This window comes from Kitasatospora sp. Ki12 (assembly GCF_054601375.1).
The window spans coordinates 426,260-445,686 of record NZ_BAAIHT010000001.1; the positions used below are offsets into that span (position 1 = coordinate 426,260).

Genomic DNA, 19,427 nt, shown 5'->3' on the forward strand with positions numbered 1-19,427 from the left:
TCACCCGACCGAGGAGGCAGCCATGGATGCCGCCCGTACCCCACCGCCGAGAGCCACCGCCTCGCCCCCGCCCCACCCGGCGGGCGCCAGACCCGCCTGGTCCGCGCCCGCGGTGGAGTGCCACCGCACCGGCGCCGAGGTCACCGCGTACGCCGGACGGGCCGCGCAGTGGCGCGACCGCTGAGCCGCGAAGGGTTCGCGGCCAGGCTGCACGACCTGCGCGGACGGTACTGGGACACCCACCCGTTCCACCTGCGCCTGCACTCCGGTGGCTGCACGCCACCGGAGCTGCGGCGCTGGGTCGCCAACCGCTGGTACTACCAGCTGTGCCTGACCCGCAAGAACGCCGCGATCATCGCCAACTGCCCGCTCCCGGAGGTCCGTCGCTCCTGGGCGGGCCGGCTCGGCTACCAGGACGGGACCGGCGACGGCGGAACCGGCGGCAGCGACGGGACCGGCGACGGCGGCGAGGGCGGGCTGGCCGACTGGCTGGTACTCGCCGAGGCGGTCGGCCTGGACCGCGCCGAGGTCCTCGACGAACGGCACGTCGCCCGCGGCGTGCGCTTCGCCGTCGACGGCTATCTGCACTTCTGCCAGACCCGGCCCTGGACCGAGGGCGTCGCCGCGGCGCTCACCGAGATGTTCTCGCCCGACCACATGGCCGACCGGGTCACCGCCTGGCGCGAGCACTACCGCTGGATCGACCCGGCCGGGTACGCCTACTTCGAGCACCGCATCCCGGTCGCCCGCGCGGACAGCGCCCGCACCCTGGAACTCGTCCTGGACCACTGCGTCACCGAAGCCCAGCAGCAGGCCGCCGTGGACGCGCTGGCCTTCAAGTGCGAGGTGCTGCGGGCCATGCTGGACGCCGTCGACTACGGGGCCGACCGGTGACCGCCGACCCGGCCGACCCGGCACCCCCGGCGCTCCCCACCGAGAGGTCCGTCCCCGGCCTGCGCGCGGGCGTCCGGCTGGTGCACGACCCGGCCCGCGGTCGGCCCGCGCTGCTCCACCCCGAGGGCGTGCTGCTGCTCAACGACACCGCCGCCGCCGTCCTGCGGCACTGCGACGGGCGCCGGAACGCACGAACCGTCACCGCGCGGCTCGCCGAGGAGTACGACGGGGTGGTCGGCGCGCAGGTGGACGCCCTGCTCGCCGACCTCGCCGAACGGCGGCTGCTCGCCCTGGACGGAACCGGCGCCCCCGTCCTGCCCACCACCGCCGTCGCGCCGCCCGGCACGGCCGTCCGCGCACCCGCCCCGCTCGGGCTGATCGCCGAACTCACCTACCGCTGCCCGCTCCAGTGCACCTACTGCGCCAACCCGCTCGAACTCGCCCGCTACCGCGCGGAGCTGGACACCGGCCAGTGGCTGCGCGTCCTCGACCAGGCCCGCGGGCTCGGCGTACTCCAGCTGCACCTCACCGGCGGCGAGCCGCTGCTCCGCCCCGACCTGGCGCAACTCGTCGCGCACGCCCGCGACTTGGGCCTCTACACGAACCTGGTCAGCAGCGGCATCCCGCTGGCCGCCGGGCGCGCCGCCGAACTCGCCGAGGCGGGCCTCGACCATGTGCAGCTCTCGCTCCAGGACGCCGAAGCCCGCCAAGCCGACGCCGTCGCCGGGCTCGCCGCCCACGACCGGAAGCTCGCCGCGGCCCGGCAGTTCACCTCCGCCGGCCTGCCGCTGACCGTCAACGCCGTACTGCACCGGGGCAATCTGGCCCGGCTCGGCGCCCTCGCCGACCAGGCCGTCGCGCTGGGCGCCGACCGGGTCGAACTCGCCCACGTCCAGTACTACGGCTGGGCCTGGCGCAACCGGGCCCACCTCGCGCCCAGCGAGGAGCAGGTCCGGCAGGCCGAACGGGACGTCGCCGCCGCCCGGCAGCGCCACGGCGGGCGGATCGAGATCGTGCACGTCGCCGCCGACCTGCACGGCGGCACAGTGAAGCCGTGCATGAACGGCTGGGGGCAGGAGCAGCTGGCGGTGGCCCCCAACGGCGACGTGCTGCCCTGCCTCGCCGCCGCCCAGCTGCCCGGCCTGACGGTGCCCAACGCCGTCACCGACGGACTGGCGGCGAGCTGGCACGACTCGCCCGCGTTCAACCGGTTCCGGGGCACCGACTGGATGCCGGAGCCGTGCCGCAGCTGCGATCTGCGCGAACTGGACCACGGCGGCTGCCGCTGCCAGGCCTACCAGTTCACCGGCGATCCGGCCGCGACCGACCCGGCCTGCCACCTCTCGCCGCACCACCACCTGGTCACCGCCCCGGTGCCGGTCGGCGAAGCGGCCCCCGCGCCGCGCCGCTTCCGCTAGACCGTCTCGATCGACGCCTTTATCCTTAATCACCGTACCAGGAGGGCGAGTTGAAGATCCGGCTGCTCGGGACGGCCGCCGGCGGCGGCCTGCCGCAGTGGAACTGCGGCTGCGCCGACTGCACCGCCGCCCGCCGCACCGGCGCCGCCCGCAGCCAGGACTGCCTGGCGGTCAGCGGCGACGGCCGGGCCTGGTACCTGGTCAACGCCCCCCCCGACCTGCGGTCCCAGCTGCTCACGGCCCCGGAACTCGCCCCCGCCCCGGGGACCCGGGACACCCCGCTCCACGGCGTCCTGCTGACCAGCGGCGAACTCGACCACACCATCGGGCTGTTGACCCTGCGCGAGGCCGCCGGCCTGACCGTCCACGCCACCGCGCCGGTACGCCGCGCCCTCCACAGCGCCTTCCCCGTGGGCCCGCTGCTCGCGCCGTACACCAAGGCCCAGTGGCACACCGTCACCCCGGGCGAGCCCGTGCAGCTCGCCGGCGGACTGCGCGCGGACCCGTTCGCGCTCGGCGGCAAGCGCCCCCGGTACGCGGCCGACCTGCCGGGCGAGGACGGGCCGGACCGTACGGACTGGGTGACCGGCTACCGGTTCACCGAGCAGGACGGCGGGGCCTGCGCCGTGTACGCCCCGGGGCTGACCGACTGGACCCCGGCCGTGGACCGCGCGGTCGCCGGGGCGGACGTGGTCCTCCTCGACGGCACCTTCAGCACCGCCGACGAGCTCGCCGAGCGGACCGGCGGTGCCCGCCGCTCACCCGGCATGGGCCACCTCGCCGTCCGGGACTCACTCCCCCACCTCGCCCGCAACCCCGGGCCCCGCTACCTCTACACCCACCTCAACAACACCAACCCGCTGGCCCACCCCGCCTCCCCCGGGACGGCGGGCCTCCTGGCCGACCTGGCGGCGGCCGGCGCGGCGGTCGCCGAGGACGGCCTGCTGCTCGAACTCTGATCAGCCCGTACGGCGGCCCCCGCACCGCACGACGAGGGCGTGCCCGACCGTCGACCGGTCGGGCACGCCCTGGAACGTCCCGCGTCGCCTACTGGGCCCCGAAGGCCACCAGGTGGCCGTCCCTGGTCCCGACGTAGACCCGGCCGCCGTCGACCGCCGGGACGACGAACTTGGCCGCCGTGCCGATCGGGAAGGACCGGCGCAGGTGCATGGTGCCGTTGACGGGCACCGCGTCGTAGACCCGCAGTTCGCCGCCGACGCCACCGGCCCCGGAGCCGGACCAGACCGCCCAGACCAGCGCGGAGCCGGGGCTCGTGCCGTTGGAGGTGACCACCGGGGATCCGGAGCCGTACCCGAAGCCCTCGTTGCTGGTGCCCACACTGGTCAGGGTCGGGACGCCGGCGCCGTTCAGCCCGAACTTCAGCGCGCGCAACGGGGAGCGGCCGTTGCCGGTGTCGGTGGCCACCGTGTAGACGTAGCCGCCGCCACCGCCGAACACGGCCGGGTGGCCCCAGACGCCCTCGAAGGGCCCGGCCATGCTCACCGGGTTGTCGGTGCCGTTCGGGCCCTGGCCCATGCCGCCCAGGTTGTCCCGGTCCAGCAGGAAGACCCGGCCGTCCTTGCCGACCTCGACCAGCAGGTGCGGGTGCGCGGTGCTGCCGAAGCCGTTCGGCAGGCCGACCGGGCCGCCCGAACCGAGGTCGGTGTCGTTGATGTCCATGGTCCGGTTGTCGGTCGGGCTGAAGAAGTCCTTGGCGGTGAGGCTGCCGTCGCCGTTCACGCCGAGCCGGACCACCGACTCGCCGAGGTGGCCGGGCGGCTGGTTGCCGGGGCCGGGGCTCGGCGAGGCGCCCGTGCCGGCGCCGTTGCCGGTGGTGAGGAAGATCCGGCCGGAGCCGTCCGAGACCAGCCCGCCGCCGCTGTGCCAGATGCCGGCCTCCTGGGTGTCCGAGCCGGCCTCGGCGGACCACAGGGTGAGGCTGCGGGTGCCGGTGTTCACGCCGACCACCTGGCCGACGTACGGGCCGGTGTCGCAGTAGGAGGCGAAGGCGGCGTACACCGCGCCGTTCATCAGCAGCAGGCCGGGACGCTGCGCGGCGGTGAACGCGTTGAACGGGTGGCCGGGGCTGTTGGTCGGCGTGCCCTGGATGGTCACCGGCCAGCCCGCGCGCTCGATGCCCGTGGAGGCGCTCATCGCGTGGACGTACCAGTGCGGGTGCTGGACGTCCGGCCCGTCGTTGACCTTGCTGGTGAGGTAGACGGTGTTGGACGCCGGGTCGTACACCGGGGTGGAGGTGATCCCGGTGTACGCGGCCGGGTCGTTGCAGTGGACGGACGAGGTGGGCCAGGCCTGGCCGACCTGGCGGGTCCAGTTGGTCTTCCCGGTGACGCGGTCGATGCCGTAGACGTAGTTGTTCTCGGTCGCGACGACCACGTTCGTGCCGGTGACCAGCGGCTGGGCCAGCACCGACCCGTTCACCGGGGTGGACCAGCGCCGGCCGAAGCCCGCGGCGGACACCTGGGCGGGCGACAGGTTCGGCTCGTTCGCGTCCCACCCGGTGCGCTTGTTGTTGAACGAGATGGTGCTCTCGACGGCCTGAGCCGGCGTCGCGAACCCGAACAGCAGCAGGCCCGCCGCGGCCGCTGCCCCCGCCTTCAGCCGCAGCAGCGCCCGCCCCCTCCTCCCTCCCCTGCCGTGCCGGTGTGTCGGTGAACTGAGTAGCGTCATGTGCTCCGCCCTGGTCTCCGGTGTGCATGGACGTCGAGGTCCCGGCCGAGGGCCCATTGTGAGGACGGCACACCGGATCCCCGGTGATCTGCGGCGCGACGCGGCAGAGGCTTCATGCGAGGGGAGCAGCCGCGCCGCCCGCCGGGCGGCCACCGCACCACTCACCGTCAGGGCCCCTGGCGGGTGCGCCATCATGGCGCCATGGCAGATGAAACGATCACCGCTCGCACCATCGCCGACCGCCACCTCGACCAGGTGGCCGCCCACGACCCGGTCAGCGCCGCCTGGTTGGGCCTGCACCCGGGCGACGACCGGCAGCCGGACCTCTCACCGGACGGGTTCGAGGCGCTCGCCGACCTCGCCCGCCGCACCCTCACCGCACTCGACGCCGCCCCCACCACCGCCACCCCCGCGACCGACCCCGCGACCGACCCCGCGACCGACCCCGCCGACCGGGCCTGCGCCCGGCTGCTCCGCGAACGCCTGACCGCCGAGCTCGCCGTCCACGACTCCGGCGAGAACTACCGGCAGCTGCGCAACATCGCCGCACACGTCCACAGCGTCCGGGACGTCTTCACCTACATGCCGACCGACACCGACGGCGACTGGGCCGCGGTCGCCGGCCGGATGCGCAACCTGCCCGCCGCCCTCCACGGGTACCGCGCGACCCTCACCGAGGGGATGGGCCGGCGCCTGCTCGTCGCGCCCCGCCAGGCCGCCGCCGTCGTCGACCAGCTGACCGCCTGGACCGGCGAGGGCACCGGCGGCGCCGGCTGGTTCGCCGACTTCGTCACCCCCGGCCCCGAACGGCTGCGCGGCGAACTCGACACCGCCGCCCTCGGCGCCACCGCCGCCGTCGCCGACTTCCGCGACTGGCTGCGCGACACCTACGCGCCGGCCACCGCCGACACCCCGGACGCCGTCGGCCGGGACCGCTACCGGATCGCCGTACGCCACCACACCGGCGCCGACGTCGACCTGGACGAGGCCTACGCCTGGGCCTGGGAGGAGTTCCGCCGGACGGCCGCCGAGATGCGCGCCGAAGCCGAACGCGTCCTGCCCGGAGCGGGCGTCCTCGCGGCGATGCGCCACCTGGAGGAGCACGGCCACACCGTCCGAGGCGAGGAGGCCGTCCAGGACTGGCTGCAGCAGGTCATGGACCGGGCGATCACCGCCCTCGACGGCACCCACTTCGACATCACCGGACCGCTGCGCCAGGTGGAGTCCCGGCTCGCGCCCGCCGGCAGCGCCGCCTCCCCGTACTACTCCGGGCCCAGCCTCGACTTCAGCCGCCCCGGCCGCACCTACTTCCCCACCCTCGGGCGGGACTCCTTCCCCACCTGGCAGCTCGTCAGCATCTGGTACCACGAGGGCGTTCCCGGCCACCACCTGCAACTCGCCCAGTGGGTCGCCCTCGCCGACCGGCTCAGCCGCTACCAGACCACCCTGGGCATGGTCAGCGCCAACGTCGAGGGCTGGGCCCTGTACGCCGAACGCCTGATGGACGAGCTCGGCTTCCTCGACGACCCCGCCAACCGCCTCGGCTTCCTCGACGAACAGATGCTGCGCACCATCCGGGTGATCATCGACATCGGCATGCACCTCGGCCTGACCGTCCCCGCCGACGCCGAGTTCCACCCCGGCGAGCGCTGGACCCCGGAACTCGCCACCGAGTTCATGGCCACCTACAACGGCAGCCCCGCCGAACTGCGCGACAGCGAGATCGTCCGCTACCTCGGCTGGCCCGGCCAGGCCATCGGCTACAAGCTCGGCGAACGCGCCTGGCTCCAGGGCCGCGAAGCCGCCCGCCGCCGCCACGGCGCCGCCTTCGACCTCAAGTCCTGGCACATGAAAGCCCTCGCCCAGGGCTCCCTCGGCCTCGACGACCTCGCCGGCGAACTCGCCGCGCTGTAGGCCCCGTCCGCGCACCATCGCAGTACCTGCGCCAAACCCCACGGAGATCCCCACCCCCTTTCACCCCACCGTGGGGTTTGGCTCAACGAACCACGGCCCCGATGCCGAGAACCCAACCGTGGGGTGGCGGCGCTGAGGGCCGCCACCCCTCCCTCCCTCCGGCTCGGCGTCGCCGACGGCGTCGGGTTCCTAGGCGTCCTCCCGGCCGCGGAAGGCTCGGCGGTACTCCCTCGGCGCGACGCCGACGCGGGCGGTGAAGACCGGGCGGAGGGAGACCGCCGAGGTGAAGCCGCAGCGGGTGGCGACGGTGTCGACGGGGAGGTCGGTCTCCTCCAGGAGGCGTTGGGCGGTGAGGACGCGCTGGTCGAGGAGCCAGCGGGTCGGGGTGGTGCCGGTGGTGGCGGTGAAGCGGCGGGCGAAGGTGCGGTCGGACATCAGGGCGGCGGCCGCCATGCGGGGGACGGTCCAGGGGGTGTCGAGGGAGGCGAGGATCTCGGCGCGGACCCGGGCGAGGGGGTCGTCGGCGGTGGGCTCCGGGACCGGGGTGGGGATGAACTGGGCCTGGCCGCCGGCCCGGAAGGGGGCGGTGACCATGGCGCGGGCGATGGTGGCGGCGGTCTGCTGGCCGTGGGCGGTGCGGACGAGGTGGAGGCAGAGGTCGATGCCGGCCGCGACGCCGGCCGAGGTCCACAGGCCGTCCCCGCCGGTGAAGAGCACCTCGGGGCGGACCGTCACCGCCGGGAAGCGGCGGGCGAGTTCGGGGGCGAGCGCCCAGTGGGTGGTGGCCTCGCGGCCGTCGAGCAGGCCGGCTTCGGCGAGGACGAAGGCGCCCGCGCAGAGCGAGGCGACGGGGACCCCGCGGGCGCGGGCGGCCCGGAGGGCGGCGTGGACGGCGGGGTCGCGGGCGGCGTCCGGGTCCTCGATGCCGGGGACGACGACCAGGTCGCAGTCGGCGAGTGCGGGGAGCCCGTGGTCGGGGACGCGTTCCAGCCCGCCGCCCAGCCGTACCCGGGTGCCGTCGGGGCCGCAGACCCGCAGGTCGAAGGCGGGCAGGCCGGGCCGGGAGGTCCGGTTCGCCCACACCTCGCCGATCACCGCGTAGTCGAAGGCCCGGACACCGTCGAAGATCAAGCAGCCCACTGTGCGCATGACGGAAAGCTACGGCAGACCGGTGGCAGGAACCTATCGATGGGTGGCATCTCCGCCTCTCACGGCCCCGGCACCCGCCCGAGCACGATGGACGCATGAACACCGACGCCTTCGACGCCCCCCTCACCCTCGACTCCGACGCCGTCCTGCTGCTCATCGACGTCCAGCGGGGCTTCGAGGACCAGGACTACTGGGGCCCCCGCGACAACCCGCAGGCCGAACAGCGGATCGCCGAACTGATCGCCGCCTGGCAGGCCACCGGCCGCCCGATCGTCACCGTCCAGCACGCCTCCGCCGCCGGGCCGCTGGCGAAGGGCACGCCGGGGTACGAGCTGAAGGACTTCGTCGCGGAGATCACCCCGGAGCTGCACGTCACCAAGACGGTGAACAGCGCCTTCTACGGCACCCCGGACCTGCACGCCTGGCTGCAGGAACGCGGCGCCCGCCAGCTGGTGGTCACCGGGATCATCACCAACGTGTGCAACGAGACCACCGCCCGGATGGCCGGCAACCTCGGCTACGACGCGATCTTCCCGACCGACGCCATGCACTCCTTCGACATGACCGGCCCCGACGGCACCACCGTCCCCGCCGCCGACCTGGCCCGCGCCACCGCGACCACCCTGCACGCCATGCGGTTCGCCAAGGTGGTCACGACGGAGAAGGTCCTGGAGGCGGCAAAGGCCTGAACGATCAGGCCCGGAGCAGCTGTTGGTACGCGTTGCCCTCCTCCGCGTTGAGCAGCACGTACGACGCCCCGAGGCCGAACGCGACCTCCCGCAGCCGTGCCAACGCCTCGGCCTCGGTGGGCACGGAGAGGCCGAGCGCGGCGGCGGCCGCGTCCCGGTCGGCGTAGTGGCCGGGCTCCTCCTCCAGGTAGTCCTCGGCCGCCTCCGCGCTCTCCGCGACCGTGAGCCGCCGGCAGTCCCGCCACCACGGCACGGCCAGCAGCAGCCGGACCAGCTCCGGCAGTCCGACGGCGAGCAGGGCGGCGCCGCCCTCGGAGTCGGCGTACAGCACGGGACGCTCCTCGCCGCCCTCGCCGCAGAGGAAGTAGGTGCCGCCCGCGCCGTCCTTGGCCACCGGCTCCAGGGCGGCGCCGGAGGCGAGCACCACCTCCTCGACGTGCTCGTAGCACCGGGAGGGGTCGAACTCGCCCGGCCAGGCCAGGTAGTCGGCGGCGACGGGGTTGGCGTGGATCGCGTCGAGGAGGGACATGGCGGCCACCCTACGGCGCGCCGCCGACACGGCCCCCGGCGGTCGTGCCCCTGGCCGACGGATGCTCAGCTGACGAGCGCTCAGGCCGACGTGAGCTCAGGCCGCCAGCCGCTCCGCCAGGTACTCCTCCCAGGTCCGCCGCCCGTGCTCGGCCCCCGTCAGGGTCAGGTTGTCGCCGGCCCGGTAGGCGCGCCCGACCTTGCCGGGCACCCGGACGGGCAGCTGGCGGCGGCTGCGGCCCCGCGCCTCCAGGTACCGCCGGGTCAGCTCGCCCATCTCGTACACCGTGGGGCCGGCCAGGTCGGGGACCGCGCCGGCCGGCTCGCCCAGGGCGAGCTCCACCAGCCGGGCGGCGACCTCGCGCACGTCCACGGGCTGCCAGCGGACCCCGCCCGGCGCCGGGACGACCGGCAGCTTCGCCATCTTCTCGACCACGGTGAACGCCAGGTCGTGGAACTGGGCGGCCCGCAGGACGGTGTACGGCAGGCCCGAGCCGGCCACCGCCTCCTCGGCGGCGAGCTTGGCCCGGAAGTAGCCGAGCGGGATCCGGTCGGCGCCGATCACCGAGATGTACACCAGGTGCCGCACCCCGGCCCGCCGGGCGGCGTCGACCACCAGCCGGGTGGCCGCGTCGTCGCCCTTCGGGCCGCCCGCGAGGTGCAGCACGGTGTGCACGCCGGCCATCGCCTCGTCCAGCCGGGCGGCCGCCTCGGCCGGATCTCCGAGCAGGTCGCCGCGGGCGTAGGTCACGCCGTCGGCGGCGGCGCGCTCCTGCCGGCTGAGCACCCGCACCGGGCGCCCGGCCGCGCGCAGCAGCGGCAGGACCTGCCGGCCGAGGGTGCCGGTTCCGCCGGTGACCAGCATGAGGTCGTTCGTCACGATCGTCTCCGATTCGTCCCGGGCGGGGAGTTGATCTCCCCGCCGCAGCCGTTGTTTGGTTGCTCCTGCTGCCCTGACCCCTGGCGACGAAGGAATGTGACACGTGGACGACGCGGTGGACGAAAAACTTTCCCGGGCCGTGCTCTTCGAGGAGCAGCGCCCTCACCTGCGCGCGGTCGCCTACCGGATGCTCGGGTCGATCAGCGAGGCCGAGGACGCCCTGCAGGAGGCCTGGCTGCGGTACGACCGCACCGACACCGCCGAGGTGGAGAACCTGGGCGGCTGGCTGACCACCGTGGTCTCCCGGGTCTGCCTGAACCTGCTGCGCGCCCGTGCCCAGCGCCGCGAGGAGCCGCTGGAGCCGGCCGGGCCGGGCGGCGAGCCGGGCCCGCGCATCCCGGACCCGCTGCTGCGGCGCGAGGGCGTGGTGGACCCGGAGCAGGAGGTGATGCTCGCGGACTCGGTCGGGCTGGCGCTGATGGTGGTGATGGAGTCGCTGTCGCCGGCCGAGCGGGTCGCCTTCGTGCTGCACGACATGTTCGCCGTGCCGTTCGACGAGATCGCCCCGCTGATCGAGAAGACGGCGGCCGCCACCCGCCAGCTGGCCAGCCGGGCCCGCCGCAAGGTGCAGGGCCAGGCGCCCGCGCCGGACCCGGACCTCGGCCGGCAGCGGGTGGCGGTGGACGCCTTCTTCGCCGCCGCCCGCAACGGGGACCTGGGCGCGCTGGTCGCCGTGCTCGACCCGGACGTGGTGCTGCGCTCGGACGGCGGGGTGGGGATGGCCCGGCACTCGGTGGTGCTCTCGGGCTCCGCCACGGTGGCCGGCCAGGCCGTCCTGTGGGGCAAGCTGTCGCCGTTCGCCCGCCCGGCGCTGATCAACGGCACCGCGGGCGCGGTGGTCATCGGCGACAACGGCCGGGCGCTGTCGATCATGGCGTTCACCGTGGTGGACGACGCGATCGTCGCGATCGACGTGCTCACCGACCCGGAGCGGCTGGCCGCGCTGGACCTCTCGGACTTCCGGGACCGCTAGGGCGGCGAAGGGGGAGGGCCACCGCCCTCCCCCTTCGGCATTCGCAACGCCGTCAGCGCCCGACCGCGCCGTCCAGCTGCTCGCGGATGATGTCGGCGTGCCCGGCGTGCCGCCCGGTCTCCTCGATCATGTGGACCAGCACCCAGCGCAGCGACGGGCCTTCGGCGTTCGGCCGCAGCGAGCGGACGCCCGGGCGGTCGAGGTCGGCGCCGACGGCGGCGGTCACCGCGTTGGAGCGGGCGATCGCGTCCCGGTACGCGGCGATCTCCTCGGCGACCGTGGCGCCGTCCAGCGGGATGTCGTCGGACTCGCGCGGCTCCTCCCCCAGCCCCCGGTAGGCCCACTCGAACCAGTTGAGTTCGACGACCGTCAGGTGCCGCACCAGCCACAGCAGGCTGGTGCCGGAGGCGACGCCGGGGCGTCGGGCGTCCTCGTCGGAGAGCCCGGCGAGCTTGCCGATCACGGCCTCGCGCAGGTAGTCGAGGAAGGCCACCAGGGTGGTCGGCTCGTCGGCGTTGATGCCGGGCGGGCGGTTGTCGGAGCGCTTGCGTGCGGGCGCGGTGTTCTCGGTCACCGCGCCACCCTAGCCAGCACCGACCCGCCGGGACACCGGGTTTGAGCGTCCGTCACCAGCCCTGCGCGACCACCCAGGCGGCGAGGTGCCGGGCGCAGTCGTCCACCGACTCCCGCCAGGTGTGGCCCGCGCCGTCCCCGGCCTCGTCGCTGACGTGCTTGACCAGCCGCACCGGCACCCCGGCCCGGTGGGCGACGGTCGCGACGGCGTAGCCCTCCATGTCGACCAGGTCGGCGTGCTCGGCGAGCCGGTCGCGGGCGGCGGCGTCGGAGACGAACAGGTCGCCGGTGGCCAGGACCGGCCCGTCGCCCTTGCCGACCTCCAGCGGCGCGCCGTACTGGCGCCCGGTCAGCGCGTGCAGGCTCGCGGTGTCGAGGTCGTGCTGGATCACCTGGACCACGTGGTGAGTGCCCTCCCAGCCGGGGCGCAGCGCGCCGGCCGTACCGAGGTTGATCACCTCCGAGGGCTTCTCGCCCCGGGCGAGGACGGTGGCCAGCGCGGCGGCGGCGTTGACCTTCCCTATCCCGGTGAGCAGCACGGGCAGTCGCTCGTCCAGGTGGGCGGCTTCCTCGCGGACGGCCACGACGAGCAGCGGGCGGTCGGGCGAGATCGTTCCAAGCAGGCGCATGTGCCCATGGTACGGAGCGGGGGGTGCCGCGCCCGGGCGCGCGCCCGCAAACGGACCCCCGCGCTCCGCCCGGTCGGGGGAACCGCGTAGGGTGCGGGCCGCGTCGGACGGTTCGCCACCTCTCCGTACGGACGGCGACACGAAGTCTCCGTACGGACGGCGACACGAGTCTCCGCGCGGACGGCGACACGAGCGGGGCCCCGTACGGTGCGCGGACCGGCCGTGCGACCGCCCGGACCGCGTGTGCGGACCGCGCGGGGCGGGCGGAAACCGTGAACGACAAGCTCAAGATCGACGCAAGTCGGGTGTGGCCGGGGGGAGTCGCGGCCATACTGCTGCCATCGGCCGGGCCCCGGGGAACGGGTCCGGCCCCAGGGGAGGATGAGGCGGGTGGCGACACCAGTAGGCAACGGCGCACCGAACGCCGCGGTCCCGGCCCGGCCGGGCCGCCCGCCGGGACCGGCGGCCGCGACGGCATCGGCACCACTCGTGAAGCCGGGCAGACCCGGCGGGGCGCCCGTCCGGCGCCCCCCGACGGGCGTGGTCACCGGCGCCCGCGCCCGGCTCGCCCAGGCCACCCGCACCGCGCCCGGCCGGCTGCGGCTGGCCGGGGTGGTGCTCGCGGCGCTGACCGTGGCCTTCGGCGGGCTCACCGCCTGGCAGTTGGAGACCAGGGCGGAGGCCGCCGACCGGGTGGTCTCGTACAGCCAGCCGCTCAGCCGGGACGCCGCCGAGATCCACCGCAACCTGGCCGACGCCGCCACCACCGCGGCGAGCGGCTTCCTGCTGGCCGGCGCCGAGCCGAAGGCCGTCCGGGACCGCTACGAGCAGGACCTCGCCACGGCCGCCCGGCTGGTCGCCGAGGCCGCCGCCCGGACCACCTCGACCTCCCCCGCGCAGGACTCGCTAGCCCGGCTGAACCAGCAACTCCCGTCGTACGCCGGTCTGGTGGAAACCGCCCGGGCCGACAACCGGCAGGGCATCCCGCTCGGCGGCGCCTACCTGCGGTACGCCTCCGAGCAGATGCAGACCGTCCTGCTGCCGGCCGCCGCCGAACTGGCCACCGCCGAGAACAACGAGCTGGCGGCCGACTACGCCGCGGCCAAGTCGGTGCCCTGGGGCGCGTACGGCCTGGCGGTGGTCGTCCTGGCCGCGCTGGCCTGGGTGCAGCTGACCCTGTTCCGCCGCACCAACCGGGTGTTCAACATCGGACTGCTGGGCGCCACCGCAGCCGTGCTGGCCGGCGCGCTCTGGCTCACCGTCACCGGTCTGACCACCAACGCGGCCCTGAAGAGCAGCGACCGCGAGGGCGCGACGCCGCTGCGGGCGCTCAACGCCGCCCGGGTCGACGTACTGACCGCCCGGCTGGCCGAGAACCTGCACCTCGTCGCCCGCGGCTCGACCACCAAGTACGCCGACCAGTGGACCAAGGCCACCGAGCACCTGGAAGCAGCCGGGGCCAGGGACGCTCCGCTGGAGCGCCGGGCCGGCTCGCTCCCGGAGGCCGTCCGGCTCGCGCCGCCGGCCGCCGAGGCGAGCGTGCGGGGGGCGGCGGAGCAGTTCGACCTGTGGCGCGACCGGCACGACGCGGCCCGGAAGCTGGAGGTCGACAACGCCGACTACCAGGGCGCCCTGGACGCGACCGTGACGGCCGACGCCGGCACGCCGACCGCCGACGCCTTCTTCAACTCCACCGACCGGGCGCTGGCCCAAGCGGCCGACATCGAGCAGGACAGGTTCAAGCGGTCCGCCGAGGGCACCGGCGGCGACCTGCGCACCACCGCCGTCGCGGCCGCGCTGCTCGGTCTGGTGGCCGCGGCCGCCGCGCTGCGCGGCCTGGGCCGACGACTGGCCGAGTACCGGTAACCGGCAAGGGGGAAACGGACAGATGCGCAAGAGAACCGTACCGACCCGATCCGCCGCCGCCGTGGCGCTGCTGGCCGCGGGCGCCGTCGTGCTCGCCGGCGGCGGCCCGGTCGGCGCCGCGCCGACGGCCGCGACCGCCACGGGCACCGCCCCGCAGACGGCCCAGGCCGCCCAAGCCGCACAGGCCGCACAGGCCGCCCAGGCCGCCCAGGCCGCAGAGGCCGCACAGCAGGACCAGGCCGACTGCGACATCACCAAGAGCGTGCCGCCGAGCACCGAGGACGGCCCGGCCGTGAAGGCCATCAAGGCCAAGCGCACCCTGGTGATCGGCGTCGACCAGAACAGCTACCGCTGGGGCGCCCGCAACCCGAACACCGGCCAGATCGAGGGCTTCGACATCGACCTCGCCCGGGCGATCGGCACCGCCGTCATGGGCGACGCGGACAAGGTGGTGCTGAAGCCGGTGGCGACCGCCGACCGGATCGACGCCATCAAGAAGGGCCGGGTCGACCTGATCGTCCGCACCATGACGATCAACTGCAAGCGGATGGAGGACGTCGCCTTCTCCAAGCCGTACTTCAACATCAGCCAGCGCGTCCTGGTGCCCAAGGCCTCGCCCGCGAAGACCATCGACGACGCGGTCAAGGGCAGGACTGTCTGCGTCGCCGACGGCGGCACCGGGCAGGCCGTGATCAAGGACATGAACACCGCCGGACAGGTCGTCACCGTCGGCAACCAGCTGGACTGCCTGGTGCTGATGCAGCTCGGCAAGGTCGACGCCACCATGACCGACAACGGCCTGGCGGCCGGTCAGGCCGCCCAGGACCAGACCGTGCGGATCGTGGACGGCGAGGCGCAGCCGGAGGTGGTGGGCGTCGCCATGCTGAAGGAGAGCCCCGACCTGACCGCCCGGGTCAATCAGGTGCTGGCGGACTACTACGCGCGCGGCGACTGGGCCCGTTCGTACGACCGCTGGCTCAAGCCGTACATGCTCAACGACGCGGAGCGGTTCTGGCCGGGCACGCGCTGAGGCACCGGCAGGACGTCCGGGCCCGGGGTGTTGACACCGTCTTGACGCCCCGCGCCCGTACCGCCCGAACGGCCACCGGCTAGGGTTCGGGACGATCACCGCGGGGAGACCGGTGGTGGACAACGGGGGGTTGTCGTGGGACCGCACGTCAGGCACGTCGGGATCGCACGCGAGGAAGGAAGGACACCGCGGTGGCGGCATCGGCTGGCCCGGCACTGAGCCGGGAGGAGGTGGACCGCGCGCTCGCGCGCCTCGGCGCGGAGCGGGACGCGGTCGAGTCCGCGCTGCTCGCCCTGCAGGACCACCCGGGCCTGCGACTGCTGGAGGGCGCCGAGCTCACCGGGCGCACCCTGGAGCGCTGGTCGGTCGCCGGGAAGGGCCTGCCGCTGCTCTGGGCCCTGTTCGACCGCTACTCCGAGGCGCTGGCCTCGGCGCGCGCCGTACGGGCCCGCAAGGCCAAGCCCGGCGCGCCCGAACTCGCCGAACTGAACGAACTGTTGACCGGTGACGCGGTGACCGTCCCGGGCGGCGCGGTGCCGGACGGGCCGCAACTGCTCGGCGCGCCCGCCAAGCTGGTCGAGCGGGTCAGCCTGGACGCGCTGATGGCCCGGATGAACTCCTGGTACGCCACCGTGCTGGAGGTGGTCAGCGCCGCCGACGCCGTCTGGTCGGCGCTGCCGGCCCGGATCGACCTGCTGCTGGCCGAGCTCCACCGGGTGCGGACCCTGGCCGGCTCGCTCGGCGTGCGCTCCGGCGTCCACCCGCTGGGCGACGACCTGACCGGCATCGAACAGGACCTCACCGAGCTGCGCACCGAGGTGCGCGGCGACCCGCTGGCGCTGTGGCGCCCGGCCCGGGTGCCCGCCCAGCGCGGCACGGTGCCGGAGGGCTCGGCCTTCGCCGGGCCCGCCGGGGTGGTGGACACCGAGCGGTTCGACCGGGCCGGGCGGGCGCTGGACGGCGTCCGGCTGGAGCTGGAGGACCTGCTGCGGCTGCGCGACGAGGCCGAGGAGCGGCTGCAGGGCGTCGGCGACCTGCTCCAGCGGGCCGACGCCACACTGGCCGAGGCCCGCCGGGCCCGCGGCGAGGTGCTGGCGAAGATAGCCGCCAGCGACGTCCCGGCGGTACCGGGCCCGGCCTCGGCGCTGCGCGAGCGGATCATCGCGGCGCTGGACCTGCGGCAGGCCGGGCAGTGGGGCCGACTGGCGCCGCTGCTGGACACGCTGGAGGACGCCGCCGCCAAGGAGCTGGCCCGGGCCCGGCAGTCCCTCACCGAGGTGACCCAGCCGCTGGCCGTCCGGGCCGAGCTGCGCGGCCGGCTGGACGCCTACAAGGCGATGGCGGCCCGGCTGCGGGTCGCCGAGGACCCGGAAGTGCTCGAACGGTACGAGAAGGCGCGCTGGCTGCTGTGGAGCGCGCCGTGCGACCTGCGGGCGGCGGCCGCCGCGGTGGCCCGGTTCCAGCAGTCGCTGCGCCCGGCCCAGACCGAGGCCGAGGGCGGGCAGGTTCAGGAGGCGGCCGGCCGGCCGCCGGTCGACGGACAGGTTCAGGGGGGCTGAGGTTGATGGGCGAGACCTGCGTACGGCCGGACTGCTCCGGCAGCGGCAGCATCGACGCCGACGGCTACTGCGACGAGTGCGGGCTGGCCCCGGCGGGCGGGACCACCGCGACGCCGAAGGCGCCCGCGGGGGCGTCCGCGGGGGCGTCCGCGGGGGCGTCCGCGGCGGGGGCGGGTGCCGCCGGCCCCGGCGCGCCCTGCCCGCGCGACTGCTCCGGCAGCATCGACACGGACGGCTACTGCGACGAGTGCGGCCTGACCCCGCCCGAGGCCGACACCGGCGTCACCCAGCCCTGGGTCCCGTCCGCCCGGGTCTCCCCGGACTCCGGCCGCAGCGGCTCGATGTCGGCCCGCACCGGCTCCGCCCGCTCGATGTCCGGCCGCTCCCGCTCCAACCGCTCGACCCGCACCGGCAGCAGCCGCTCGGTCTCCGTACGCACCCGGGGCAGCGTCAGCGCGGGCACCCGCAACCGGCTGGGCGCCGGCCTGGTCACCGTGCCGACCGTCGCGACGGCCGACCCGGCCCAGGCGGTGCTGGCCAACCCCGAGGTGCCCGAGCGCAAGCGGTTCTGCTCCAAGTGCGAGGCCCCGGTGGGCCGGGAGAAGAACGGCCGCCCCGGCCGCCCGGACGGCTTCTGCACCAAGTGCGGCACGCCCTACTCGTTCACGCCCAAGCTGCGCCGGGGGGACCTGGTCGGCGGGCAGTACGAGGTGGTGGGCTGCCTGGCGCACGGCGGGCTCGGCTGGATCTACCTGGCGGTGGACCGGCGGCTCGACGACAAGTGGGTGGTCCTCAAGGGCCTGCTGGACACCGGGGACGAGGACGCGCTGGCCGCGGCCGTCGCCGAGCGGCGCTTCCTGGCCGAGGTGGACCACCCGAACATCGTCCGGATCATCAACTTCGCCGAGCACCCGGACCTGCGCACCGGCGCCACCGACGGCTACATCGTGATGGAGTACGTCGGCGGCAAGTCGCTCAAGGACATCGCCAACGACCGCCGCACCCCGGACGGACGGCGGGAGCCGCTGCCGGTCGAGCAGGCGATCGCGTACGCGCTGGAGGCGCTGCCGGCCCTGGGCTACCTGCACGGCCGGGGCCTGGTGTACTGCGACTTCAAGATCGACAACGCCATCCAGAGCGGCGACACGCTCAAGATCATCGACATGGGCGCCGTCCGCCGCCTCGACGACGACGGCCCGATCTACGGCACCATCGGCTACCAGGCCCCGGAGATCGCCACCGACGGCCCCTCCCCCGCCTCCGACCTGTACACCGTCGCCCGCACCCTCGCGGTGCTCACCTTCGACTTCCCGGGCTACAGCACCACCTACCGGGACTCCCTGCCCGGCCCCGAGGACGTCGAGGCCTTCGCCACGTACGAGTCGTACTACCGGCTGCTGGTCCGCGCCACCGACCCGGACCCGGCCCGCCGCTTCGCCTCCGCCGAGGAGATGGCCGACCAGCTGACCGGCGTGCTGCGGGAGATCCTCGCCCTCCAGAACGACCGGCCCTACCCCGCGCTCTCCACCCTCTTCGGCCCCGAACTGCGCGTCGTCGACACCGAGTTGGTCCTGCCCACCGAAGCCGCCGGACAGCTCCGGGTGACCGCCCTGGACCCGGCCGCCGCCGCCCTCGCCCTGCCCATCCCCCGGGTCGACCCGGGCGACCCCAACGCCGGCTTCCTCGCCACCCTGCTCTCCCCCGACCCCGAGGAGGCGCTCACCGCGCTGGCCGGCGCCCCCACCTCCTCGGTGGAGAGCCGGCTGCGCGAACTGCGCGCCCTGCTCGAACTCGGCCGCCACCGCGACGCCGTGGCCCACCTCGCCGCACTGGAACAGGACCACCCGGACGACTGGCGGGTGGTCTGGTACCGCGGCCTCACCGCCCTGGTCGGCGCCGCCGAGGGCACCGGCGAAGGAGTCTCCGGCGAGCCGGAGGCGAGCGGGCGCACCACCTCCCTCCGCGCCGCCGCCGAGGCCTTCGACGCGATCTACGACGCCTTCCCCGGCGAGGCCGCGCCCAAGCTGGCCCTCGCCAACTGCGCCGAACTGCTCGGCGACGGCGGCGACGCGGCCGAGTTCTACCGGCTGGTGTGGGCCACCGACCAGGCCTACCTGAGCGCCGCATTCGGGCTGGCCCGGGTCCGGCTGGCCGAGGACGACCGGGCCGGCGCGGTCCGCGTCCTGGAGTCCGTCCCGGCCACCTCCAGCCAGTACACCGCCGCCCGGATCGCCGCCGTCCGGGCCCGGCTGCGCGAGCGCCCCGCCACCGACGAGCTGGCCGCCGACCTCGGCGCGAGCTCCGCGCAGCTGACCGCGCTGCGGCTGGACGACCGCCGCCGCGAGGAGCTCTCGGTCGAGGTGCTCGGCGCGGCGCTCGGCTGGGTCGGCGCCGGCTCGGCCGGTGCCCGGCCGGCCGCCGAGCTGGTGGTACTGGGACGTCCCGCGCAGGAGCGGGAACTGCGCTTCGCCCTGGAGCAGTCCTACCGGGTACTCGCCCGGTTGGCCGACCGGGCGGAGACCAGGATCGAGATGGTGGAACGGGCCAACCGTGCCCGTCCCAGGACGTGGGTGTAGC

The 19,427-nt window shown here is 75.0% G+C and carries 17 protein-coding genes; 11 read left to right on the plus strand and 6 right to left on the minus strand.

The annotated features are described in order from the left end of the window. Positions 1–22: 22 nt before the first annotated feature. From pqqA to pqqB, 4 genes are read left to right on the plus strand one after another with little or no spacing between them, the layout of a single operon-like run. Entirely contained in the window at positions 23–184 is a 162-nt protein-coding gene (pqqA, locus tag ACYP53_RS01880) for a pyrroloquinoline quinone precursor peptide PqqA (protein WP_189916506.1), read from the plus strand. Further along, positions 169–894 carry a thiaminase II/PqqC family protein gene (locus ACYP53_RS01885; protein ID WP_189916507.1) on the plus strand — a complete coding sequence of 242 codons (726 nt, stop codon included), beginning with the start codon at positions 169–171 and terminating at the stop codon, positions 892–894. Before pqqA ends, ACYP53_RS01885 begins: the two co-directional genes overlap by 16 nt. Then, complete coding sequence (gene pqqE / locus ACYP53_RS01890; protein ID WP_459646488.1) at positions 891–2,312, plus strand: pyrroloquinoline quinone biosynthesis protein PqqE; 1,422 nt, start codon at positions 891–893, stop codon at positions 2,310–2,312. The genes ACYP53_RS01885 and pqqE overlap by 4 nt, the downstream gene beginning before the upstream one ends. A 50-nt stretch (positions 2,313–2,362) precedes the next feature. Then, complete coding sequence (gene pqqB, locus ACYP53_RS01895) at positions 2,363–3,271, plus strand: pyrroloquinoline quinone biosynthesis protein PqqB (protein WP_459646489.1); 909 nt, start codon at positions 2,363–2,365, stop codon at positions 3,269–3,271. An 88-nt stretch (positions 3,272–3,359) separates the two neighbouring features. Here pqqB and ACYP53_RS01900 read toward each other — a convergent pair whose 3' ends face one another. Then, a complete protein-coding gene (locus tag ACYP53_RS01900) occupies positions 3,360–5,000 on the minus strand; it encodes an outer membrane protein assembly factor BamB family protein (RefSeq protein WP_189916510.1) in 1,641 nt (546 codons plus the stop codon). Between the two features lie 201 nt (positions 5,001–5,201). Here ACYP53_RS01900 and ACYP53_RS01905 point away from each other — a divergent pair, with 201 nt between their 5' ends. Continuing rightward, entirely contained in the window at positions 5,202–6,914 is a 1,713-nt protein-coding gene (locus tag ACYP53_RS01905) for a DUF885 domain-containing protein (protein ID WP_459646490.1), read from the plus strand. Positions 6,915–7,103: 189 nt separating this feature from the next. Here ACYP53_RS01905 and ACYP53_RS01910 read toward each other — a convergent pair whose 3' ends face one another. Further along, positions 7,104–8,063: a GlxA family transcriptional regulator gene (locus tag ACYP53_RS01910; protein WP_459646491.1), complete on the minus strand. Its 960-nt coding sequence runs from the start codon at positions 8,061–8,063 to the stop codon at positions 7,104–7,106. Positions 8,064–8,158: 95 nt separating this feature from the next. On the opposite strand from ACYP53_RS01910, the gene ACYP53_RS01915 reads away from it, so the two are divergent. Further along, a complete protein-coding gene (locus ACYP53_RS01915; protein WP_459646492.1) occupies positions 8,159–8,752 on the plus strand; it encodes a cysteine hydrolase family protein in 594 nt (197 codons plus the stop codon). A gap of 4 nt (positions 8,753–8,756) precedes the next feature. On the opposite strand, the gene ACYP53_RS01920 is transcribed toward ACYP53_RS01915, so the two are convergent. Together ACYP53_RS01920 and ACYP53_RS01925 are read right to left on the minus strand one after the other, a co-directional pair. Then, the gene (locus ACYP53_RS01920) at positions 8,757–9,281 is read right to left on the minus strand and encodes a hypothetical protein (RefSeq protein ID WP_189916514.1); all 525 of its coding nucleotides are present in this window, start codon (positions 9,279–9,281) and stop codon (positions 8,757–8,759) included. 96 nt (positions 9,282–9,377) lie between these two features. After that, positions 9,378–10,145, minus strand: coding sequence for an SDR family oxidoreductase (locus ACYP53_RS01925; protein ID WP_189916577.1), 768 nt, complete (start codon positions 10,143–10,145; stop codon positions 9,378–9,380). Positions 10,146–10,263: 118 nt separating this feature from the next. Between ACYP53_RS01925 and ACYP53_RS01930 the strand changes: the two genes are divergently transcribed. Beyond that, positions 10,264–11,193: a sigma-70 family RNA polymerase sigma factor gene (locus ACYP53_RS01930; RefSeq protein WP_459646493.1), complete on the plus strand. Its 930-nt coding sequence runs from the start codon at positions 10,264–10,266 to the stop codon at positions 11,191–11,193. A 52-nt stretch (positions 11,194–11,245) separates the two neighbouring features. Here the strand turns inward: ACYP53_RS01930 and ACYP53_RS01935 are convergent, their stop codons facing one another. Beyond that, positions 11,246–11,767, minus strand: a complete 522-nt coding sequence (locus ACYP53_RS01935; RefSeq protein ID WP_229928627.1) for a DinB family protein — start codon at positions 11,765–11,767, stop codon at positions 11,246–11,248. 52 nt (positions 11,768–11,819) lie between these two features. Next, on the minus strand, positions 11,820–12,395 hold the full coding sequence (locus ACYP53_RS01940) for a nucleosidase (protein ID WP_189916516.1): 576 nt from the start codon (positions 12,393–12,395) through the stop codon (positions 11,820–11,822). Between the two features lie 390 nt (positions 12,396–12,785). Here ACYP53_RS01940 and ACYP53_RS01945 point away from each other — a divergent pair, with 390 nt between their 5' ends. The 4 genes from ACYP53_RS01945 to ACYP53_RS01960 all read left to right on the plus strand — a co-directional run bounded on the left by ACYP53_RS01945 (position 12,786) and on the right by ACYP53_RS01960 (position 19,426). Then, complete coding sequence (locus ACYP53_RS01945; RefSeq protein ID WP_459646494.1) at positions 12,786–14,261, plus strand: hypothetical protein; 1,476 nt, start codon at positions 12,786–12,788, stop codon at positions 14,259–14,261. 22 nt (positions 14,262–14,283) lie between these two features. Then, a complete protein-coding gene (locus tag ACYP53_RS01950) occupies positions 14,284–15,291 on the plus strand; it encodes a glutamate ABC transporter substrate-binding protein (protein ID WP_459646495.1) in 1,008 nt (335 codons plus the stop codon). Positions 15,292–15,482: 191 nt separating this feature from the next. Continuing rightward, positions 15,483–16,850 carry a hypothetical protein gene (locus ACYP53_RS01955; protein ID WP_459646496.1) on the plus strand — a complete coding sequence of 456 codons (1,368 nt, stop codon included), beginning with the start codon at positions 15,483–15,485 and terminating at the stop codon, positions 16,848–16,850. Positions 16,851–16,855: 5 nt separating this feature from the next. Next, complete coding sequence (locus ACYP53_RS01960) at positions 16,856–19,426, plus strand: serine/threonine-protein kinase (RefSeq protein ID WP_459646497.1); 2,571 nt, start codon at positions 16,856–16,858, stop codon at positions 19,424–19,426. The last annotated feature ends 1 nt before the right edge of the window (position 19,427 follow it).

Coding starts and splice junctions, on each gene's coding strand:
- pqqA (WP_189916506.1), top strand. CDS start 23: ATGGATGCCGCCCGTACCCCACCGCCGAGAGCCACCGCCTCGCCCCCG.
- ACYP53_RS01900 (WP_189916510.1), bottom strand. CDS start 5,000: ATGACGCTACTCAGTTCACCGACACACCGGCACGGCAGGGGAGGGAGG.
- ACYP53_RS01905 (WP_459646490.1), top strand. CDS start 5,202: ATGGCAGATGAAACGATCACCGCTCGCACCATCGCCGACCGCCACCTC.
- ACYP53_RS01910 (WP_459646491.1), bottom strand. CDS start 8,063: ATGCGCACAGTGGGCTGCTTGATCTTCGACGGTGTCCGGGCCTTCGAC.
- ACYP53_RS01915 (WP_459646492.1), top strand. CDS start 8,159: ATGAACACCGACGCCTTCGACGCCCCCCTCACCCTCGACTCCGACGCC.
- ACYP53_RS01920 (WP_189916514.1), bottom strand. CDS start 9,281: ATGTCCCTCCTCGACGCGATCCACGCCAACCCCGTCGCCGCCGACTAC.
- ACYP53_RS01925 (WP_189916577.1), bottom strand. CDS start 10,145: ATGCTGGTCACCGGCGGAACCGGCACCCTCGGCCGGCAGGTCCTGCCG.
- ACYP53_RS01940 (WP_189916516.1), bottom strand. CDS start 12,395: ATGCGCCTGCTTGGAACGATCTCGCCCGACCGCCCGCTGCTCGTCGTG.
- ACYP53_RS01950 (WP_459646495.1), top strand. CDS start 14,284: ATGCGCAAGAGAACCGTACCGACCCGATCCGCCGCCGCCGTGGCGCTG.
- ACYP53_RS01960 (WP_459646497.1), top strand. CDS start 16,856: ATGGGCGAGACCTGCGTACGGCCGGACTGCTCCGGCAGCGGCAGCATC.